The organism is Micromonospora sp. CB01531 (assembly GCF_001905095.1).
Lineage (GTDB): Bacteria > Actinomycetota > Actinomycetes > Mycobacteriales > Micromonosporaceae > Micromonospora.
On the sequence record NZ_LWLS01000024.1, the window covers coordinates 18,207 to 37,268 of the forward strand.

The 19,062-nt window shown below is 74.9% G+C and carries 20 protein-coding genes; 7 read left to right on the forward strand and 13 right to left on the reverse strand.

Annotation, left to right across the window (positions count from 1 at the left end):
- Positions 1–25 precede the first annotated feature (25 nt).
- Entirely contained in the window at positions 26–394 is a 369-nt protein-coding gene (locus A6A27_RS05285) for an FKBP-type peptidyl-prolyl cis-trans isomerase (protein WP_073833387.1), read from the reverse strand.
- Positions 395–542: 148 nt separating this feature from the next.
- On the reverse strand, positions 543–1,136 hold the full coding sequence (locus A6A27_RS05290) for a DoxX family protein (RefSeq protein WP_443189946.1): 594 nt from the start codon (positions 1,134–1,136) through the stop codon (positions 543–545).
- Between the two features lie 209 nt (positions 1,137–1,345).
- Here A6A27_RS05290 and A6A27_RS05295 point away from each other — a divergent pair, with 209 nt between their 5' ends.
- A complete protein-coding gene (locus tag A6A27_RS05295; protein WP_073833390.1) occupies positions 1,346–2,044 on the forward strand; it encodes a CBS domain-containing protein in 699 nt (232 codons plus the stop codon).
- Positions 2,045–2,091: 47 nt separating this feature from the next.
- On the opposite strand, the gene A6A27_RS05300 is transcribed toward A6A27_RS05295, so the two are convergent.
- The 5 genes from A6A27_RS05300 to A6A27_RS05320 form a co-directional block, all read right to left on the reverse strand.
- Positions 2,092–2,808 carry a helical backbone metal receptor gene (locus A6A27_RS05300; protein WP_073833568.1) on the reverse strand — a complete coding sequence of 239 codons (717 nt, stop codon included), beginning with the start codon at positions 2,806–2,808 and terminating at the stop codon, positions 2,092–2,094.
- Between the two features lie 150 nt (positions 2,809–2,958).
- Positions 2,959–3,510, reverse strand: a complete 552-nt coding sequence (locus tag A6A27_RS05305; protein WP_073833391.1) for a hypothetical protein — start codon at positions 3,508–3,510, stop codon at positions 2,959–2,961.
- Positions 3,507–4,025 carry a hypothetical protein gene (locus tag A6A27_RS05310; RefSeq protein WP_073833393.1) on the reverse strand — a complete coding sequence of 173 codons (519 nt, stop codon included), beginning with the start codon at positions 4,023–4,025 and terminating at the stop codon, positions 3,507–3,509. The genes A6A27_RS05305 and A6A27_RS05310 overlap by 4 nt, the downstream gene beginning before the upstream one ends.
- Position 4,026: 1 nt before the next feature.
- The gene (locus A6A27_RS05315) at positions 4,027–4,410 is read right to left on the reverse strand and encodes an Asp23/Gls24 family envelope stress response protein (RefSeq protein WP_073833394.1); all 384 of its coding nucleotides are present in this window, start codon (positions 4,408–4,410) and stop codon (positions 4,027–4,029) included.
- Positions 4,411–4,423: 13 nt separating this feature from the next.
- A complete protein-coding gene (locus A6A27_RS05320; protein WP_073833396.1) occupies positions 4,424–4,612 on the reverse strand; it encodes a hypothetical protein in 189 nt (62 codons plus the stop codon).
- 211 nt (positions 4,613–4,823) lie between these two features.
- On the opposite strand from A6A27_RS05320, the gene A6A27_RS05325 reads away from it, so the two are divergent.
- Positions 4,824–5,693 carry a DUF2726 domain-containing protein gene (locus A6A27_RS05325; protein WP_073833569.1) on the forward strand — a complete coding sequence of 290 codons (870 nt, stop codon included), beginning with the start codon at positions 4,824–4,826 and terminating at the stop codon, positions 5,691–5,693.
- A 127-nt stretch (positions 5,694–5,820) separates the two neighbouring features.
- Here the strand turns inward: A6A27_RS05325 and A6A27_RS05330 are convergent, their stop codons facing one another.
- On the reverse strand, positions 5,821–7,068 hold the full coding sequence (locus A6A27_RS05330; protein WP_073833397.1) for an MDR family MFS transporter: 1,248 nt from the start codon (positions 7,066–7,068) through the stop codon (positions 5,821–5,823).
- Between the two features lie 240 nt (positions 7,069–7,308).
- Positions 7,309–7,656: a histone-like nucleoid-structuring protein Lsr2 gene (locus A6A27_RS05335; RefSeq protein ID WP_073833570.1), complete on the reverse strand. Its 348-nt coding sequence runs from the start codon at positions 7,654–7,656 to the stop codon at positions 7,309–7,311.
- Between the two features lie 246 nt (positions 7,657–7,902).
- On the opposite strand from A6A27_RS05335, the gene lon reads away from it, so the two are divergent.
- Positions 7,903–10,239, forward strand: coding sequence for an endopeptidase La (gene lon, locus A6A27_RS05340; RefSeq protein WP_073833398.1), 2,337 nt, complete (start codon positions 7,903–7,905; stop codon positions 10,237–10,239).
- Positions 10,240–10,295: 56 nt separating this feature from the next.
- Here the strand turns inward: lon and A6A27_RS05345 are convergent, their stop codons facing one another.
- Together A6A27_RS05345 and A6A27_RS05350 are read right to left on the reverse strand one after the other, a co-directional pair.
- Complete coding sequence (locus A6A27_RS05345) at positions 10,296–12,098, reverse strand: DEAD/DEAH box helicase (RefSeq protein WP_073833400.1); 1,803 nt, start codon at positions 12,096–12,098, stop codon at positions 10,296–10,298.
- A 60-nt stretch (positions 12,099–12,158) separates the two neighbouring features.
- Positions 12,159–12,992: a hypothetical protein gene (locus A6A27_RS05350; RefSeq protein ID WP_073833401.1), complete on the reverse strand. Its 834-nt coding sequence runs from the start codon at positions 12,990–12,992 to the stop codon at positions 12,159–12,161.
- A 132-nt stretch (positions 12,993–13,124) separates the two neighbouring features.
- Between A6A27_RS05350 and A6A27_RS05355 the strand changes: the two genes are divergently transcribed.
- Both A6A27_RS05355 and A6A27_RS05360 read left to right on the forward strand, forming a co-directional pair.
- Complete coding sequence (locus A6A27_RS05355; RefSeq protein ID WP_073833403.1) at positions 13,125–14,267, forward strand: sensor histidine kinase; 1,143 nt, start codon at positions 13,125–13,127, stop codon at positions 14,265–14,267.
- Positions 14,264–14,869: a response regulator transcription factor gene (locus A6A27_RS05360; protein WP_073833404.1), complete on the forward strand. Its 606-nt coding sequence runs from the start codon at positions 14,264–14,266 to the stop codon at positions 14,867–14,869. The genes A6A27_RS05355 and A6A27_RS05360 overlap by 4 nt, the downstream gene beginning before the upstream one ends.
- A gap of 5 nt (positions 14,870–14,874) precedes the next feature.
- Here A6A27_RS05360 and A6A27_RS05365 read toward each other — a convergent pair whose 3' ends face one another.
- Positions 14,875–15,303 (reverse strand): nucleoside deaminase, encoded by a 429-nt coding sequence (locus A6A27_RS05365; RefSeq protein WP_241825086.1) that lies wholly within the window; start codon positions 15,301–15,303, stop codon positions 14,875–14,877.
- A 57-nt stretch (positions 15,304–15,360) separates the two neighbouring features.
- On the opposite strand from A6A27_RS05365, the gene A6A27_RS05370 reads away from it, so the two are divergent.
- Complete coding sequence (locus A6A27_RS05370) at positions 15,361–15,975, forward strand: 2'-5' RNA ligase family protein (protein WP_083672445.1); 615 nt, start codon at positions 15,361–15,363, stop codon at positions 15,973–15,975.
- On the opposite strand, the gene A6A27_RS05375 is transcribed toward A6A27_RS05370, so the two are convergent.
- Positions 15,938–18,145 (reverse strand): family 43 glycosylhydrolase, encoded by a 2,208-nt coding sequence (locus A6A27_RS05375; RefSeq protein ID WP_073833406.1) that lies wholly within the window; start codon positions 18,143–18,145, stop codon positions 15,938–15,940. The genes A6A27_RS05370 and A6A27_RS05375 overlap by 38 nt on opposite strands.
- A gap of 128 nt (positions 18,146–18,273) precedes the next feature.
- Here A6A27_RS05375 and A6A27_RS05380 point away from each other — a divergent pair, with 128 nt between their 5' ends.
- On the forward strand, positions 18,274–19,020 hold the full coding sequence (locus tag A6A27_RS05380; RefSeq protein WP_073833408.1) for an ArsR/SmtB family transcription factor: 747 nt from the start codon (positions 18,274–18,276) through the stop codon (positions 19,018–19,020).
- Positions 19,021–19,062: the final 42 nt, after the last annotated feature.

Here is a 19,062-nt window from a genome sequence, read left to right on the forward strand (position 1 = left end):
GTGCCGACGGCCCAGATCGGCCGGGTCAGCGGACGCCGAGCAGGTCCACCACGAAGACGAGCGTCTCGTTCGGCTTGATGACGCCACCGGCACCCCGGGCGCCGTAACCCAGGTGCGGCGGGATGGTCAGCCGGCGCCGGCCACCGACCTTCATGCCGACCACGCCCTGGTCCCAGCCGGCGATGACCTGGCCCCCGCCGAGCGGGAACTCGAACGGCTCACCCCGGTTCCACGAGGCGTCGAACTCGCGGCCGGTCGAGTGGGCCACGCCGACGTAGTGCACGGTGGCGAGCTGGCCGGGGCGGGCCTCCGGACCCTCGCCGACCGTGATGTCGTCGATGACGAGATCGGCGGGCGCCGCGCCCTCGATCGGGCCAACCTCGGGCTTCTGCATGAGCGGGTCTCCTCGGTGTTCCGGGTGTGGTCCCCGTCGATCCTGCCGGATCGCGACCGGCCGATACCCGCGGGTCCCGGGAAAGGGTCCGGTCGGGGTACGCCATGGGTGGGCGTCACCTCAGGTGACGCCCACCCAGGGGATCAGTTCACTTGAGCCAGGGGAGTCGCCGGACGATGGGGAGCCGCGCCCAGGGCCGGCCGAGGCCGAGGGTGTTGCCGGCGCCGACGAGGGCCAGGACGGCCAGCAGACCGGCGTAGATCAGGTGGTCGTCCAGGAACGGGTTGTTCGCGGGGGGCAGCACGGCCGTCCACATCATGACCAGCAGGAGCCCGCCGGTGACCGCCGCGATCCGGGTGCCGATGCCGAGCAGCAGGGCCACGCCGATGCCGAGCAGGCCGAGCATGAACAGCCAGTCCGCCCAGGCCGCGCCGGCGATGCCCTGGTAGAAGCCCTGGAACGGGCCGGCCGCCCCGAAGGTCAGGAAGCCCTTGGTGGGGCTGCCGCCGTTGATCCAGGCGTTCTTCGCCGCGGTCTCGTGCCCGAGGCCGAACAGTTTGTCCAGGAAGGCCCACAGGAAGGTCCAGCCCAGCGCGATCCGCAGTCCGGCGAGGACGTAGCGGGCCGCCCGCTGGCGGGTGGTCTCGACGTTGCGGGTGGTCGCGACCGCCGGAACCCTGGTGTTGGCCGGAACCTTGTTGTTGGCGGTGACCCGCTCGATCGTCGCGGTCATGGTCTCCACGTCCCTTCTGGTGGCTGCACCGCGCTTTCCGGTGGCAACTCCATTCCAGCTCCGCGGAGGCGGGGCGGGCAGGGCCGACCGGGCCGCTCCCGCCCGGGACCTTGGACCTGTTCCGGCCCGGTCCGGTCGGCCTGCCCAGACCGGTCCACCGCCTCTGACCAGGGCAACCATGGCGGTCCTAGCGTCGTGGGTGGACCGAGGAGGTTGTGATGCGAACCTGGCAGGTGGGCGACGTGATGACCACGGACGTGGCGACGGTGGAGGCGGCGACCCCGTACCGTCGGATCGTCGACGTGCTGATCCGGCGGGGCGTCAGCGCCGTGCCGGTGGTGGACTCCTTCCGGCGGGTGCTGGGGGTGGTCTCCGAGGCGGACCTGCTACACAAGGTGGAGCGGGCCGGCCAACCCGACGAGCGGCGCATCTTCACCGGACGGCGCCGACGCACCGCCCGGGAGAAGGCGGGCGCGCAGGTCGCCGAGGAGCTGATGACCGCACCGGCGGTGACCACCTACCCGCACGCGACGCTGGCGGCGGCGGCCCGGCTGATGGACCGTGAGGCGGTCAAGCGGCTGCCCGTGCTGGACGACCTCGGCCGGCTGGTCGGCATCGTCACCCGCAGCGACCTGCTCCGGGTGCACCTGCGCACCGACGCGGAGATCCGCGAGGACGTGGTGCAGGAGGTGCTGCGCCGGGTGCTCGCGGTCCGGGACGGCCTGGTCACCGTCCGGGTCCGCGACGGTGAGGTCACCCTGGACGGGCGGTTGGACCGGCGCAGCGCCGTCGACCTGGCCGGCCGGCTCGCCGGCCAGGTCAGTGGCGTCGTCGTGGTCCACAACGCCATCGGGTACGACGTGGACGACACCACCCTCATGGAGCTCGACCTGGTGCACGCCACCCCGGTCGCCTGACCGGCCCGTCCGTGGGCCCACCCCGACCGGGTGGGCCCGCGCCGGGCTCAGACCGGACGGGCGAGCTGGGCGGCGAGCAGCGCGGGCGCCTCGGCGAGGGAGGGCCCGTACCAGGTCAGGTGGCGGCCCGAGACCAGCGTGGCCGGTACGCGGGGGAACGCCTCCGGCCCGTCGCCGGCCGTGAACCGGTACGGCTCGTCCGGCAGCACCACCAGACTGGGCCGTCGTCCGCGCAGCTCGTCCAGGCTCGGGCGGGGATACCGCTCCGCGTGGCCGGCCCACTGGTTCGCCACGCCCAGCCGGTGCAGCACGTCACCGGCGAAGGTGTCCCGGCCGAGCACCACCCACGGCCGCCGCCACACCGGCACCACTGCGGCGCGGTGGCTGGTCGGCGTGGGCAGGTCGGCCCAGGCCCGCCGGGCGGCCCGCAACCAGTCCGGCTCGTCCGTCACGTCGAGCGCGGCGACCAGCTCGCCGAGCTGGGTCAGCGCCTCCGGCACCGTACGGGGAAAGGTGACCCGCACCGGTACGCCGGCCGCGCGCAGGGCGTCCGCGTCGGCAAGCCGGTTCTCCTCCTCGTTGAGCAGCACGAGGTCGGGCCGGAGTGCGAGCACCCGGTCCAGGTCCGGATACTTGCTCCCGCCGACCCGGCCGAGGTCCAGCCCGGCCGGATGGGTGCACCAGTCGGTCGCCCCGACCAGCACCTCGGGCCGGGTCAACGCCACCGCCTCGGTCAACGACGGCACCAGCGACACCACCCGCACGTCGGGCCTCCCCTCGGTCCCGTACATGCTGCCCCAGCGGGGGAGCGGCGGCGGTTCCAGGTCGTGTCGCGGGGCCGGACGCGTCGGGCTGGCGTTGCCGGCGGCGGCTCGAGCTCGCGCCGCGTCAGACGCCGAGCCGGCGTCGCCGATTCAGGGCCGGGGTTCGTCCACCAGCGCGGTCACGTCCAGGTGCGCCGGCTGGCAGCCGACCGTCGCCGCGAACCGGCGGACCGCGGCGTCGACGTGCGCGCGGGCCGCGCCGAGTCCGGCGTACGGGTCGACGCGCAGCTCCACCCAGACGTCCGGCCCACTGACCGGTCCGGTGAGCACCACCCGGGCCCGGCGTACCCCGGGAGCCCGGCACAGGTCCCGCTCCAGCGCGGCGGTCAGCACCTCGGTCGTCACCCGGGTACGCCCGCCCCCGTCACCGGGATGCGCCAGCGTGCCGGCGAGCCGGCCCGGCACACGTAGCCCGGCGGCCAGCAACCGCTGCCCGAGCAGGGCCGCCAGCACCCCGCCGACCGCCACCGCGAGACCGCTCCACGGCGTACCGGCCCGCCACCAGTTGGCCGGTCCGGCCCCCAGCAACGGGGCGCCGCCGCCCGGCAGCCAGCCCAGCCCGACCGCCAGCGCGGTCCCGCCGGCGGCCACGAACACCAGGGCGAGCACCGTCCACAGCAGCCGGTGCGCGGCGTTGCTCACGTGGCCCGCCGGGCCGGTAGGAGCCGGACGTCGATCCGGCCCCGGCGCGGCGCGGCCAGCCGGTCGAGTTCCCGGTGCAGGGCGAACTCGACGTCGGCGCGGGCCGCCGGGTCGGCGGTGGCGGTCACCCGGGGTCGCCAGACGTCCCCCCGCCGGCGCAGGCGTACCCGGGCCCGCCGGACGCTGGGCACGGCGCAGACCGCCCGGGCCAGCCGTCGTTCCATCGACCGGCGGTGCAGGTGCCAGCGGTCGTCCTCGGCGAGCCGCAGCCGGGCGGGGCGCCACCGGCGCAGCTCGGCGACGAGCACCACCAGCCCGAGCAGGGTCACCCCGCCGGCGACCGCCCGGGCCGGGGCGTCCTGCCAGCGGGTGGTGGTCAGCGTCGCGTACCAGCGGTGGACCAGCGGACCGGGACCGCCCAGCGCGGCGAGCAGCCCCTCGGCGACGGCGAGCGCCCCACCGGCGAGCAGGGCGACGGCGAGCAGCAGGGTGGCGACCCGGTTGACCGTCCGCACGTCAACCTCCGGCCGCCGGGATCCCGCCGCCCCGGGGGCGGTCGCCTCCGGCCGTCGGCGGGTCGGCCGGCAGGAGCATGTCCACCACCGTGACGGTGACCGACTCCACGGTCAGGCCGGTGTGCGCCTCGATCCGGGCGGTGACCCGGCGGCGGACCGCGGCCGCGAGGGTGGGCAGGTGCGTGCCGTAGTTGACGGCGAGGTCGAGGTCGATCCGGGCGGCCTGCCCGGCCACCCGGACAGCCGCCGTCGGGCCGGACACGGCCGGGGTCAGCCGCGCCGCGTCCGCGGCGAGCCGGGCGAGCCACTCCTCGGTCCAGGGCCGGGCCGGCGCGACCGGGCGATCCTGGGCGGACGTGCCGCGCCGCTGCAGGGTGCCGGTCATCGGACGCCTCCGTTCAGCGGTGCCGGTCGGCGGGGGCCCGATCGGCGAGCCCGGGCAGGGTGACGTCCCCGTCGAGGACCCGGACCAGGAGCCAGCCCACCAGCCCGGCCAGCGTGGCGCCCGCCGCGGCGCCGGCGCCGCCGAGCGCCCAGACCGCGACCAGGAGGAACCCGGCGAGGAACCCGAACTGATGTCGCGTCATGCCCACCTCCGCTGCGCGGTGACCCGACCGGACGGGCGGGGCGTACCCGTTTCCGCGCCGCGCACTCATGGTGGACGAGGGCCTCGGAACCGGGGGTCCGGCGAAGGTGACGAACGGGTACGACCCGCCCGACCGTGCACCGGCGACACGACGAACATGATCGAACGCATACACTCGGACGTCGATCGACCGACGGATGGATCTGGCGAAGATGACGAGCACCGGCAGCGTGGCGGCGGCCTGGCTGCGTCCGATCACCGGCGGGGCGGCGCCGCTGCTCAGCCGGGCCGGCCAGGTGGGGTACGCGGCACGGCGGCTGAGCGAGCTGGTGCAGGGGCGCCCGCCGGGGATCACCGGGCACCAGTGGAGCACCGCCAGCAAGGAGGGCTTCGACCTGGTGGTGTGCGCGGCCGACACCGGCTGGCCGCTGTTCGCCCTGCAGATCGCCGCGCCCGCGCCCGCCGGTTCCGCCCAGCGTGCCGAGCGGATGACGAGCGCGGTCTGCGCGGCCGTCGGTCTGCCGGTGCTGCGGGTGGAGTCGCCGACGCTGCGCGGCTCCGAGCACGGCCGCCGCCTCGTCGAGTACGTCATCGACGCGCGCAGCTACGCGGCCGGCACCCAACCCGACCCGGAGGGCGGGGACATGGTCGGGTTCCGGGACATTCTCGGCCGGCTTCCCGACGGCCGCCGCGGGCCGGTCAACGACCTCGGGGCGCTGACCCGGGCCGCCGCTGTCGAGGCGTTCGTCGAGCGGCGCCTCGCCGACCCGATCGTCCGCGGGCTGCACGTGCAATGGGCGGACGGCCCGGCCGAGGGGTGGAGCTGGGTCGAGGTGCGGCCCGGCCGGTGTCTGGTCGAGCGGGTCCAACTCTTCGCGCAGCGCTTCTCCTGTGGCGTGGACCCGGGCCGGCTCGCCGAGGACCTGGCCGCGGTGGCGGTCGGGGAGCGGCTGCGCGACCTCCAGGTCGGCGAGCCGCCGCTGGTGGAGCGGGACGAGCTGCGGCAGCAGATCCGGCGGCTCGCCGCCCGCCGGGATGAGTTCGCCGGCGGCTTCGCCTTCGACCATCTCTGGGTCGACTGATCGACCGCCTCGGCGGTTTCGCCGGTTGCGGCGGAACGGCGCCGGGAATTCTCCCGATCCATCGGTGAACCGTTACCGCCGTAGGCCGACCGAACCGTGGAAAGCCCGCGGCATCGACCGTTCGCGGTCAGACCGGCGCGGGTTCCGGTCGGGCCGGAGCCGGGGCGGGTACGCGCAGCGCCGCGATCCGCCGGGTCCGGGCCGGCCCGGCGAGCAGGTTGCCCAGCGCCACCAGCAGCGCCAGGCCGGCCAGCCCCAGCCAGAGCGCGGTGTCGCCGAACCGGCCGGTGACCAGGCCGCCCACGGTTGGCCCGGCAAAGCTGGCGAAGGCGTAGCCGAGCGAGTAGACGCCCTGGTAGCGGCCGCGCTGCGCGGTGGGGGAGAGATCGGCGGTGAGCGCCGAATTGGCGGGCGTCATGAGCATCTCGCCGAGTGTCCAGACCATGACGGTGCCGGCGTAGAACCAGACGGTGTCGGCCAGCGCGGTGAGGGCGAACCCGGCGCCGATCACCACCGCTGCCAGCGCGATGGTGCGGGAGCGGTCGAAGCGGGCGACAAGCCGCGGCACGAAGAGTTGCCCCACCACGATCATCAGTCCGTTCACCGCGATGACCGGCCCGTACGCCGACGCCGGCAGCCCGTCGGCCTGCAACGCCACCGGCAGCATCACGTCCGCCTCGATGCACAGCCAGATCAGCCCGGTCAGCGCGGTGAAGGTGAGGAAGACCCGGTCGCGCAGTACCGTGCCGAGGCCGCCCCGGTCAGCCGGGGCGCGCGGTCCGACGACCTCCGGGGCCGGGCGGGACTCGGGCACCTTGACCGCGATCAGGGCGGCGGTGCCCAGCAGCACGGCCGCGTTGACCACGAACAGCAGTACCGGGTCGGCCCGGATCAGCACGCCGGCCAGGGTGGCGGCCACCGAGAAGCCGATGTTGATGGCCCAGTAGTTGAGGGTGAGTGCGCGCAGCCGGTCGCGGTCGCCGACCACGTCGATGATGGTGGCGGTGAAGGCCGGCCGGGCCACGCCGAGGAAGAGCCCGAGCGACAGGGTCAGCGCCGCGATCGCGACCGGGTGGCCGGTGAGGCCCAGTGCGGCTGCGGTGACTGCGGCGCTGACGTTGCCGGCCAGCATCGCCGGTCGTCGCCCCCACCGGTCCGCGATGATGCCGCCGAGCAGCGTGCCGAGGGCGCTGCCGGCCCCGTGCAACCCGATCACCACGCCGGCGTACGAGGGGTCGAAGTGCCGTACGGAGACCAGGTAGACGCCGAGGTAGATGGCGACGAACCCGCCCAACCGGTTGATCAGGGTGGCGGTCCAGAGATACCAGAAGGTGCGGGGCAACCCGCCCCCGGTCTGCCTCCACCAGGTCGCCATGCGTCCACCCCCGTGTGTCGTACCCGTAATGACCTCAGGCGTCGTCGGTCATTACAGTCGAGAGGTGCGACAGGATGCCGGTCAGGTGCCGGTCATGGTGGTGTCGGTCACGGCGTGGCGATGGAGTTCGCTACCGGCTCTCCTCCCGGGGATGAAAATTGTGAACGCGGGGAAAAGCCGACCGGGGTCATGCCGATTTCTCAGCGTGACCCCGGTGTGCCCGATGGTGAACCGGGAGGTTCAGCGGTTCTTGTAGGCCTCCACCACCGAGACGGGGATGCGACCTCGCTCGGAAATCTCGTAGCCGTTCTTCGCGGCCCATTCCCGGATGGCGCGGTTCTGCTCGCGGTCCATTCCGGAGGTGGCCGGGGAGGCGGCCCGACGTGCCGCGCGACCCATCTCGACCGGCCCGCGCCCGATCCGCCGGCCAGCGGTGATGAACGGGTCGAGGGCCTTACGCAGGACCCCCGCGTTCTCGTCGGAGACGTCGATCGTGTATGCCACGCCGTCCAGGCTGAACTCGACGGTCCGATCGGCCTTTCCGCCGTCAAGGTCGTCGGTCAGAACGGTGATTACTTTCCTTGCCATCGCCATTGCTCCCTGTGTCGGGCGGGGTGTGGCTAAGAGTTTGACCTATGGCGCGGCAATTTCGCAACAATAACCGACCTTCGCCATTCGGCGGGTCGGCTAATCCGCCCGCGGAATGGCTCTCTCGGGCCCTGTGTACGGCAGCGGGCGGATGCGAATGAGTGGCGTGGGTCACATCCCGGAACAAGGGGCACGGTTTGTAACTTGAGTCAGACACGCTCAACTCAACGTGATAGCAGGTGTTCGATGGCAACTCTTCCGGTACTTCCCCTCACCGACGCCGTCCTGCTGCCGGGCATGGTCATCCCGGTGACCCTCGACCCGACCACCCAGGCCGCGGTCGACGCGGCCCGCGCCAGCGGTGACAAGAAGCTGCTCGCCGTGCCCCGCATCGACGGCGAGTACGGCTCCGTCGGCGTGATCGCCACCATCGAGAAGGTGGGCCGGCTGCCCAGCGGCGAGCCCGCCGCCGTGGTCCGTGGCCTCGCCCGGGCCCGGATCGGCTCCGGCGTGCCCGGACCGGGCGCCGCCCTCTGGGTCGAAGCGACCGAACTCGACGAACCCGCACCGGCCGGCCGCGCCCGGGAACTCGCCCGCGAGTACCGCGCGCTGATGACCTCGGTCCTCCAGCAGCGTGGCGCCTGGCAGGTCATCGACGCCATGGAGCGGATGACCGACCTCTCCGAGCTGGCTGACGCGGCCGGCTACGCGCCCTGGCTCAGCCTGGCGCAGAAGACCGAGCTGCTCGCCGCCCCGGACGTCACCGCCCGGCTCGAACTGCTGGTCGGCTGGGTGCGGGACCACCTGGCCGAGCAGGAGGTCACCGAGCAGATCAACAGTGACGTCCGGGAGGGCCTGGAGAAGTCCCAGCGGGAGTTCCTGCTCCGCCAGCAGCTCGCCGCGATCCGCAAGGAACTCGGTGAGGACGAGCCGGACGGCTCCGCCGACTACCGCTCCCGGGTCGAGTCCGCCGACCTGCCCGACAAGGTGCGCGAGGCGGCCCTGCGTGAGGTCGGCAAGCTGGAGCGGGCCAGCGACGCCTCGCCGGAGGCCGGCTGGATCCGTACCTGGCTCGACACCGTGCTGGAGATGCCGTGGAGCACGCGTACCGAGGACAACACCGACCTCGGCGCGGCCCGCGCGGTGCTCGACGCCGACCACGCCGGCCTGGCTGACGTGAAGGATCGCATCCTGGAATACCTGGCGGTGCGCAACCGGCGCGCCGAGCGCAACCTCGGCGCGGTCGGCGGGCGCGGCTCCGGCGCGGTGCTCGCCCTGGCCGGCCCGCCCGGCGTCGGCAAGACCAGCCTCGGCGAGTCGATCGCCCGGGCACTCGGGCGCAACTTCGTCCGGGTCTCCCTCGGTGGCGTCCGGGACGAGGCGGAGATCCGCGGGCACCGGCGCACGTACGTCGGCGCGCTACCCGGCCGGATCGTCCGTGCCCTGCGCGAGGCCGGCTCGATGAACCCGGTCGTGCTCCTCGACGAGGTCGACAAGCTGGCCGTCGGCTACGCCGGCGACCCGGCGGCGGCCCTGCTGGAGGTGCTCGACCCGGCGCAGAACCACACCTTCCGGGACCACTACCTCGAGGTCGACCTCGACCTGTCCGACGTGCTCTTCCTGGCCACAGCCAACGTGGTGGAGACCATCCCCGGCCCGCTGCTGGACCGGATGGAGCTGGTCACGCTGGACGGCTACACCGAGGACGAGAAGGTGGCCATCGCCCGGGACCACCTGCTGCCCCGGCAGCGGGAGCGGGCCGGGCTGACCGCCGACGAGGTGACCATCGCCGACGAGGCCCTGGCCCTCATCGCCGGCGAGTACACCCGGGAGGCCGGCGTCCGGCAGCTCGAACGCGCCCTGGCCAAGATCCTGCGCAAGGTGGCGGTCGCGCTGGCCGCCGACCCGACCCCGGTCCGGGTGGACACCGACAACCTGGCCCGCTACCTCGGCCGGCCGAAGTTCACCCCGGAGTCGGCGGAGCGGACGGCGGTGCCCGGCGTGGCCACCGGACTGGCGGTCACCGGTGCCGGCGGCGACGTGCTGTTCATCGAGGCGACCAGCATGGAGGGCGAGCCGGGGCTGACCCTGACCGGCCAGCTCGGCGACGTGATGAAGGAATCCGCGCACATCGCTTTGTCGTACCTGCGATCCAACGGGCGGCGGCTCGGGCTGGACCCGAACGCCCTGGCCGGGCGGCGGATCCACCTGCACGTCCCGGCGGGCGCGGTGCCCAAGGACGGCCCCAGCGCCGGCATCACCATGGTCACCGCGCTGGCCTCGCTGGCCAGCGGCCGACCGGTACGCCCCGAGTTCGGGATGACCGGTGAGGTGACCCTCTCCGGCCGGGTGCTGCCCATCGGCGGCGTGAAGCAGAAGCTGCTCGCCGCCCACCGGGCCGGCCTGACCGAGGTGATCATCCCGAAGCGCAACGAGCCGGACCTCGACGACCTCCCCACCGAGGTGCGCGACGCGCTGACCATCCACACCCTCGCCGACGTCGCCGACGTGCTCGCCCTGGCGCTGCGCCCGGCCGACGTCGACGCGGAGACCCTGGGCGGCCAGCCGCTCGCCGCGGCCTGATCCGTTCGCCCGGCACAACGAGGCCCCCGGTCGTTCGACCGGGGGCCTCGTTGTGCTCACCAGCGGTCCCGGCGCTCCCGCCGCGCACCGCCGTCGAGATCCGGGCCGCGCCGCTCCCGCCGCTCGCCGTCGAAGCGGCGCTCGCCGCCGTCGGTGTCCCGGTCCCGGCGTACGGTGGCCTTGCGGCCCTTGATGGTGCTCCCGCGCAGCCCCTGGATCACCTCGTCGGCGACCGCGTACGGGACCTCCACCAGGGAGAACCGGTCGGCGATCTCGATCGAGCCGATGTCCCGGCCACTGACCCGGGTCTCCCCGGTGATCGCCCCGACCAGGTCCTGCGGCCGGACCCCGGCACGCCGGCCGAGCCCGATGAAGACCTGCGTCGTACCGCCGGCACGCGGCCGGCCGCCGCCGCGCCGCTCCCGACCCTCGTACCCCGGTCGGCCCTCTCGGGACGGCCGGACCGCGACCTGGGGGATCTCCTCCTCCTCGTCCGTGGTCCCGGGCAGCGTGGCCTCGTGGGCCAGCTTCACCGCGGCGAGCGCCACCTCCATCAGGTCGAACTCGTCGGTCAGCGACTCGACGATCGCCCGGAACGGCTCCAGGTCGTCCTCCAGCAGCGACTCCCGCAGCGCCGCCTGGGTCAGCTCCAACCGCCGGGTACGCAGGTCCGCCACCGTCGGGATCTTGTCGACGGCGATCCGCTGGCCGGTGACCCGCTCGATGGTCTTGAGCATCCGGTGCTCGCGCGGCTCGGCGAGGGTGATCGCCACGCCCTCCCGGCCGGCCCGGCCCACCCGGCCGATCCGGTGCACGTACGACTCGGGCGCCGACGGCACGTCGTAGTTCACCACGTGGGTGAGCTGCTCGACGTCCAGGCCGCGGGCCGCCACGTCGGTGGCCACCAGCAGGTCGGCGGTGCCCGCCCGCAGCCGGCCCATCACCCGGTCCCGCTGCTCCTGGCTCATCCCGCCGTGCAGCGCCTCGGCCCGGTAGCCCCGGCCGTTCATCGTCTCGGTGAGCCGGTCCACCTCCTCCCGGCTGCGGCAGAACACAATCGCCGCGGTGGGCGACTCCACGTCCAGCACCCGGCCCAGCGCCGCCGGCTTGTGCGCCCGCGCCACCAGGTACGCGCTCTGCCGCACCCGGGGCGCCTCGCCGGCCACCGGCCGCTCCCGCTCGATCTGGATGCGGACCGGGTCGGTCAGGTGCTGGCGGGCCAGCCCGTCGATGCGCGCGGGCATGGTCGCCGAGAACAGCACCGTCTGCCGGTCGGCCGGGGCGTGCTCCAGGATCGCCTCGATGTCCTCGGCGAAGCCCATGTCGAGCATCTCGTCCGCCTCGTCCAGCACCACCGTGGCCAGCGAATCCAGCCGCAGGGTGCCCCGGGCGATGTGGTCCAGCGCCCGGCCCGGCGTCGCCACCACCACGTCCACACCCAGGTCGAGCGCCCGCAGCTGCCGGCCGATCGGCTGGCCGCCGTAGATCGGCAGGACCCGGGTGCCCAGGTCCTTGCCGTACCGGTGGAACGCCTCGGACACCTGCACGGCCAGCTCCCGGGTGGGCACCAGCACCAGCGACACCGGCTCGCCGCCGGGCCGCTCGTCCGGCATCCGCTGCAACAGCGGCAGGGCGAACGCCGCCGTCTTGCCCGTACCGGTCGCCGCCTGGCCCAGCAGGTCCCGGCCGGCGAGCAGCGGCGGGATCGCCTCCCGCTGGATCGGGGTCGGTTCCTCGTAGCCGAGCGTGGCCAGCACGTTCAGCAGCTCGGGGCGTAGCCCGAGGTCCGCGAAGCTGGTCGTCGGGTCGTCGGCGTCGGCAGGGGTGATGGGGTCGGTCGGCGTTGGTGCGGAACTCATGCGACAAGCCTTTCATCACCGCCGACCGGGCCGCGCGGCGACCGGCACACCAGGTCGCGCTCATCCGCCCAGCAGGGCCAGCGCCATGGTGATCCCCACCGCCGCGTCCAGTACCGCGCACCACTCGGCGTACGCCCGCGGGACCACCCGGCCGCTGCGGTGGTGCGCTAGGTCCCAGGCGGCGTGCGCCAGCCAGCCGGCGGCCACCAGCGCACCGCCGACGCCGTCCGGCACGGCGAGGGCGACCGCGGCCAGCCCGGCCCAGCCGGCCAGCCCGGCGAGTTGGAGCGCGAGGGCCCGCCGGTCGCGCCACTGCCGGCGCCCGGTGCCGAGCAGCAGGTAGCCGGCCGGCAGCACGAGCAGCGTCCACGGGGCCAGCACGGCCGGCGCGATCCAGAGGTCCAGGGTCATCAGCAGGGCCAGCGCGGTGGGCCACCGGCGCGCCAGCGCCGCGGCGGCCGGGTGCCGGCGGGGCGGTGCCGCAGGCGCGTGGCGGTGCCGCAGCGCCACCAGCACCATCGCCGGCAGCATCAGCAGGTGGCCGCCGAGTGTCAGCCCGTGGTCCCTGACCAGCCCGGCCCACCAGGGCGGGAGCAGCAGCAGGAACGGGACGTACATGGCGGCCACCACCTCGACGGCGGCGACCCGCCGGTGACCGCGGTGCCACATCCAGGCGGCCATCCCGAGCGCCATGTCCGTCGCCATCACCAGCGCCGCCACGTCCGTCCGGGCGAGGACGTCCGCGCCGCCCAGCACCGCCGCACCCGCCCGCCACACCGGGTCGAGCAGCAGCATGCCCGCCAGCATCGCGGCGACCATCTCGGCGAGGTGCCGCGCCAGCCGGCGGCCGTCGTGGGCCGATTTCCGGGGTACGCGTGCCGTCGTCTCCGTCATGCCCCGACCGTGCCCCGACCGGCCGCCCGGCCGGCCCGCGCACAACTCACCGGGATCCGTGCGGGACGCACGGTGCGGCGATGAATTCCGCAGGGGTGAACCGGACGGCCAACTTACCTAGGATCGGCGGGCATGACGGTCGAGGCGGCGGACCGCCGGCTGCGCCGGGCCCGGCACCTGACCCTGGCGTCGCTGGCCACCAACCTCGGTGCCACCCTGCTGCTGCCGGGCGTCGGGTTGGCCCGCGAGCCGGACCCGGTCCGCGTGGGCCTCGGCGCGGTCGGGCTCCTCGCGTTCGTCGCCGCCCAGGCGGGTGTGGTCCACGCGGCGGTCACCCCCTGGCTCGCCGGCGACCGGCGGCGCCGACGGCACGCCGCGCTGGCCGTGGCCACCCTGCTGAGCGTGCCGCTCGTCGGGCCGGTCGCCGCCGGCACCTGGCCGACCTGGGCCTGGTTGGGCGCGTCGCTGGTCGGCATGCTGCCGCTGCTGTTCCGGCCGGCGACCGCCACGGTCGCGATGGCCGCGATGCTCGTGGTCTCCGTCGTGGTGGCCGGGTGGGCCGGCGTGCCAGTACGCCACGCGCTGCTCGTCACCGGCGGCGTCGGCCTGGGGGTCGCCGCGGTCACCTGGGTACAGGTGTGGTTCTGGGACCTGCTCATCGAGGCACGGCAGGGCCAGGCCGCCCGCGCCCGGCTCGCCGCCGCCGAGGAGCGGCTGCGTTTCGCCCGGGACGTGCACGACCTGCTCGGCCACGACCTGACGGTGATCGCGCTGAAGGCCGAGCTGGCCGCCCGCCTCGCGCCCGTCGACGCCGGCCGCGCCGGCCGGGAGGCCGCCGAGGTGCAGCGCCTCGCCGGGTCCGCCCTGCACCGGGTACGCGCGGCCGTGCACGGCTACCGGACCGTCGACCTCGCCGAGCAGGTGGCCGCGGTGGGTGAGGTGCTGCGTACCAGCGGGGTGCGCTGCACGGTCGTGCCGCCCGACGGTGACCTGCCGGCCGCGGTCGCCGCCGACCTGGCCGCGGTGCTGCGGGAGGCCGGGACGAACGTGCTGCGGCACAGCCGGGCCGACTGGTGCCGGATCGAGATCACCCGGGAGGACGGCCTGGTGACGATGACCGTACGCAACGACGGCGCCCGCGGCGACGGACCGGACGAGCGCAGCGGCGGCCTGCGCGGGCTGGCCGACCGGCTCGCCCCGGCCGGCGGCACCGTGCGCACCCGCACCCAGGACGGGGTGTTCAGCCTCGTGGCCACCCTGCCGGTGCGGTCGTGATCCGGGTGCTGCTCGCCGACGACGAGGAGCTGATCCGGCTCGCCCTCGCGGCCCTGCTGGACCTGGAGCCGGACATCGAGGTGGTCGCGCACGCCGCCGACGGCCGCGCCGCCGTGACGGCCGCGCTGGCGCACCGCCCGGACGTGGCCGTGCTGGACCTGGAGATGCCGCCGCCCGGCGGGATCCAGGCCACCGCCGAGCTCGCCCGCGTGCTGCCCGCCTGCGCCGTGGTGATCCTGACCGGTCACGGTCGCCCCGCTCACCTACGCCCCGCGCTGTCCGCCGGTGCCCGGGGGTTCCTGCCCAAGGGCGCGCCGGGTGGAGCGCTCGCCGACGTGATCCGCCGGGTCCACTCCGGGGCCCGGTACGTCGACCCGGCGCTCGCCGCCGACGCGCTGACCCTGCCCGTCTGCCCGTTGACCGCCCGGGAGCTGGAGACCCTGCGCCTGGCCGAGTACGGCACACCGGTCGCCGTGATCGCCCGGCGTACCCACCTGGCGGCCGGGACCGTACGCAACCACCTCGCCGCCTGCGTGCAGAAGCTCGGCGCCGCCGACCGGGCCGAGGCGGTCCGGATCGCCCGCGAGGCCGGCTGGCTGTGACCGGCTCAGCCCGCCTCGAACGGCACCCGCGCCTCGGCGAGCAGCGCCGGGCCGGCGTACGCCACCGGGGCGGGCGGCGGCGCCGGGCGCAGCTGGGCCAACTGCTCGGCGCTGAGCGCGTACACGACCCGGCCCAGGCCCGAGCGTTCGATGGCGGTGGCGCACATGCCGCAGGGCTGGCAGCTCGTGTACATCGTCGCGACGGCCGCCGCGTCGGCGGCCAGGTGCCGGGCCGCCCAGCGGGCCAGCTTCAGCTCCGGATGCGCGGTGATGTCGTCGTCGGTGCGCTCGGTGTTCACCTCCTCGGCCAGCACCCGCCCGTCGGTGTCGACCAGCAACGAGCCGAACGGGCCGTCGCCGGCGTCCCGGGCGGCGACGGCCAGCGCGATGGCCCGGCGCAGGTGGCGTTCGTCGGTCTCGGTCAGCACGCTCATCCGGTGAGCATTCCCCACGGGACGTCCCGACACACCGTTGGCGACTAGCCTGACGGCGTGCGTACGGTCGAACTGCTCTGCTCGCCGGAGCTGGAGGAGGCGGTACGGGCGGCCTGGCGACGGCTGGCCGAGGCCGGTCTGCCCAGCCTGGCGCGCAACATCCACCCCACCAACCGCCCGCACCTGACCCTCGCCTCGGTCGACGAGTTCCCACCCGGGGCCGAACAGCGCCTCGCCGACCTCTGCGACGCGGCGCTGCCCCTGCCCGCCCGCCTCGACCGGGTCGCGGTGCTCGACGGGAGCGCCCCGCTGGTCTGGCTGATCCGGCCCGCGCCGCAGTTGCTCGCCCTGCACGGTGCCGTCTGGGACGTGCTCGCCGGGGCGCCCGGCCCGCGCCCGTGGCACCTGCCGGGGCGCTGGATTCCGCACCTGAGCCTGGCGCTGCGGTTCCGGGACGCCGACCGCCGCCGGGCCCGGGCGTTGGCCGGCCTCGACCGCCCCGCCGGGGAGTTCGTCGCCGCGCGCAGCTACGACAGCGATACCCGTACCGTCAGCGAGCTGGTCTCCGTGCATCCGCGCCCGGCCTGCTGCCGTCCGGGGCCGCCCGGCTGCGGACGGCCCCGGACTCCCGAGCTCAGCGGTAGAACCGCAGGTAGTCGAACTCGGCGGTGACCGCCGGCTGGGCGCCGCCCTGCGCGACCAGTCCGATCCGGGGCGTGGTGTCGGCCGGGAAGGTCCACACCGCGCCCCAGGTCCAGTGCTGCCCGTCCCGGCTGGAGCCGGCCCGGAACTCGTGTTCGCCGGTGGCCGGGTCGACGTGGTGGGCCAGCCGCAGCCAGGTGGTGGTGGCCGGGGTGCCGACTATGGAGCCGCCGTACACCGGCTGGCCGGCGAAGGGCAACTCGTAGCCATACTCGACCTGGCGGGTGTTCCAGATGGCCACCTGGGCCAGCCGGGCGAACCGGTCGTCGTCCACGTACGCGATCATGCCGGCCTGCTGGTAGTTGCGGACGGTGTCCGCACCAAGGTCGAGGGTCACCTTCGTCTCCGCCACGTAGTCCCCGGTCGGCGCGTCGCGGAGCAGCACGCCGGCCGTGTTGCCGGTGCCGACCAGGTCGGTCGACTCCACCGGCCAGCGCAGCGCGCCGTCGGTGACGCCGGCCGTCGGGTTGCGCCGGATCCAGCGCCAGGCGGGATCGAGGCCGTCGGTGAACTCGTCCGAGTACCCCGGCAGCAGTGGACCGACCGCCGGCGGGGCGACGGTGTGCCGCACCAGCCGGTACAGCCGGGCCAGGCTGACGTTGTCGAAACCGGCGGCCCCCGCGGCGAGCAGCGCCAGCGGGCCGGCCGCCGGCCGGGTCAGTTCCAGTGCCACCACGGCGAGCTGGTCACCCAGCCGGGCCGGGCTCAACTGGGCGACGAGTTGCCGGCCGCGTACCTCGACGGCCAGGTTGTGCCGATCGGCGAGGTCGAGCCCGGCGGGCAGGGGTGCCTCCGCCGCGGTCCCGCCGGCCTCCCGGACCGTCAAGCGGCCGCCGCCGACCCGCACCTCCACCTCGCCGAGCCGCAGCCCGGCCGACTCCCCGCCGGCCAACCGCAGGTCGGCCTCGGCCCGCACGTCGCCGCCCACGGCGGTACGACTGGTCAGCGCGCCGGTGCCGGTGACCTGCCCGTCGGCCACCCGCCAGGTGCCATCGGACCGCCAACCCGTGAGGTCCGCCGAGTCGAAGCGGGCGTCGAGGCGCCCGGTGGTGACCGGCGCGGGCCGGGGACCGTCGGAGGGGCCGGCGCCCGCGTTCACCGTCGGCCAGCCGGCCACCCAGTTGAGGCGGTCCAGCAGCATCGGCCGCTCGTTGATGCCGAACGGCTCGTCCAGGTACGGGTCGGCCCGGTCGATCGCGTGGTAGACGATCCAGTCCTGTCCGGACAGGTCGGTGAGGAAGCCGTTGTGCCCGGTGCCGATCCAGCGGTTGCCGTTCTGGGTGAGCACCGGGGTGCCCCCGGCCCGGGAGACGTCCAGCCGCTGCCCGTCCTGGTCCACGAACGGGCCGCGTGGGCTGCGCGCGCGTCCGACCTGGACGGAGTAGCCGGTGGCCGGCCCAGCGCAGCAGTTCGCCGTGGAGGCGAAGAGGTAGTACCAGCCGTCGCGGCGCAGCACGTAGCTGCCCTCGAACTTGTTGTCGATGGCGACGAGGGTCGGCGTGCCCACGGCGGTCAGCCCGTCCGGGGAGAGCTCGGTGACCGAGAGCCCGCCGTAGTAGCTGCCGTAGTACAGGTAGTTCCGGCCGTCGACGTCGGTGAGCTGGCTGGGGTCGATGGTCCAGAGGTAGCCGCCCCCGCCGCCTGGGCGCGGCGCGACCACCGGTGCGTCGGCGAACGTCCACGGGCCGGCCGGGGTGGGCGCGGTGGCCGCCCCGATGGCGGTGTCGAAGGTGTCGCCGGAGACGGTGGTGTCGGTGACGGTCACGTACATGACCCAGCGGCCGGCGACCCGACGGACGTCGGGGGCCCAGAACATCGCGCCGGGGGCGGCCCAGGAGGGCCGCTGGTCGGGGGCGAAGGCGTCGCCGACGTACGTCCAGTCGACGAGGTCGGCGGAGCGGGCGATAGGCACCCGGTGTGCCCGTCGCTCGCCCTCGCGCAGCGGGTCGGAGGTGCCGAAGGCGTACCAGAGGCCGTCGTCACCGCGGACCATGACCGGGTCGGCGAAGGTGTCGGCGTAGCCGGCGGAGATCGGGTTGCGGTAGCGGTCGGGTGCGGCGGCGGCCGGCGCGGGGGCCGCCGTGGTCAGCACCAGTGCGAGTACGGCGGCGAGCGCGCCGCCCCGGTGGAGGTGTCCCATCAGGCCTGCCTCGAGGGTTGACGGAGGTCACTGCGGTGCACCCGTTTCTACAACGTTGGATACAACGTTGTAAAGAGCGGCCGGACGGGTCGGCCGGCGCCGAACCGTGCCCGTGCCAGCATGGGTGGATGACCACCACCAGCACCGACGGCCGCTCGCTGGCCGGGCTCGCCGCGCTGCTCGCCGACCGCACTCGGGCCAGCTTCTGCCTGGCCCTGCTCGACGGGCGCGCCTGGACGGCGGGGGAGTTGGCCCGCGCCGCCGGGGTGGCCCCCTCCACGGCGAGCGATCACCTCACCCGGTTGGTGCACGGCGGGCTCCTCGTGGAGGAGCGGCAGGGGCGGCACCGGTATGTCCGCCTCGCCGGGCCGTCGGTGGCTCAGCTCATCGAGGACCTCGCCGGGCACGTGCCCGCCCCGCCGGTCCCGGCCCGTACGCTGCGCGCCGCGTCGGCCGGCGCCGCCCTGGCGTACGCCCGGACCTGCTACGACCACCTGGCAGGCCGGCTCGGCGTGCTGGTGCACGACGCGCTGCTGGACCGTGGGGTGCTGGACCGGACGGGCGGCCTGGCGCTCACTCCGGCCGGCGTGGCCTGGCTGGCCGGGATCGGCGTGCCGGTCGAGCCGCTGCGGACCGGCCGGCGGCCCCTGGTCCGCGACTGCCTGGACTGGACCGAACGCCGCCCGCACCTGGCCGGCGCGCTCGGCGCGGCGCTGTGCGCCCGCTTCCTCGACCTCGGCTGGGTGGTACGCGGCACCGGCCGCGCGATCCGGCTCACCCCGGCCGGCGGCCCCGCCCTGGCGGCCACCCTCGGCCTCGCCCCGGCCGCTCTCGCCCCACCCCCCTCCCGCGACACCGGCCCCGCCCGCGCCTGACCACCCACCTCGCTTCCGATGATCATGAGGTTGGCAGCGATG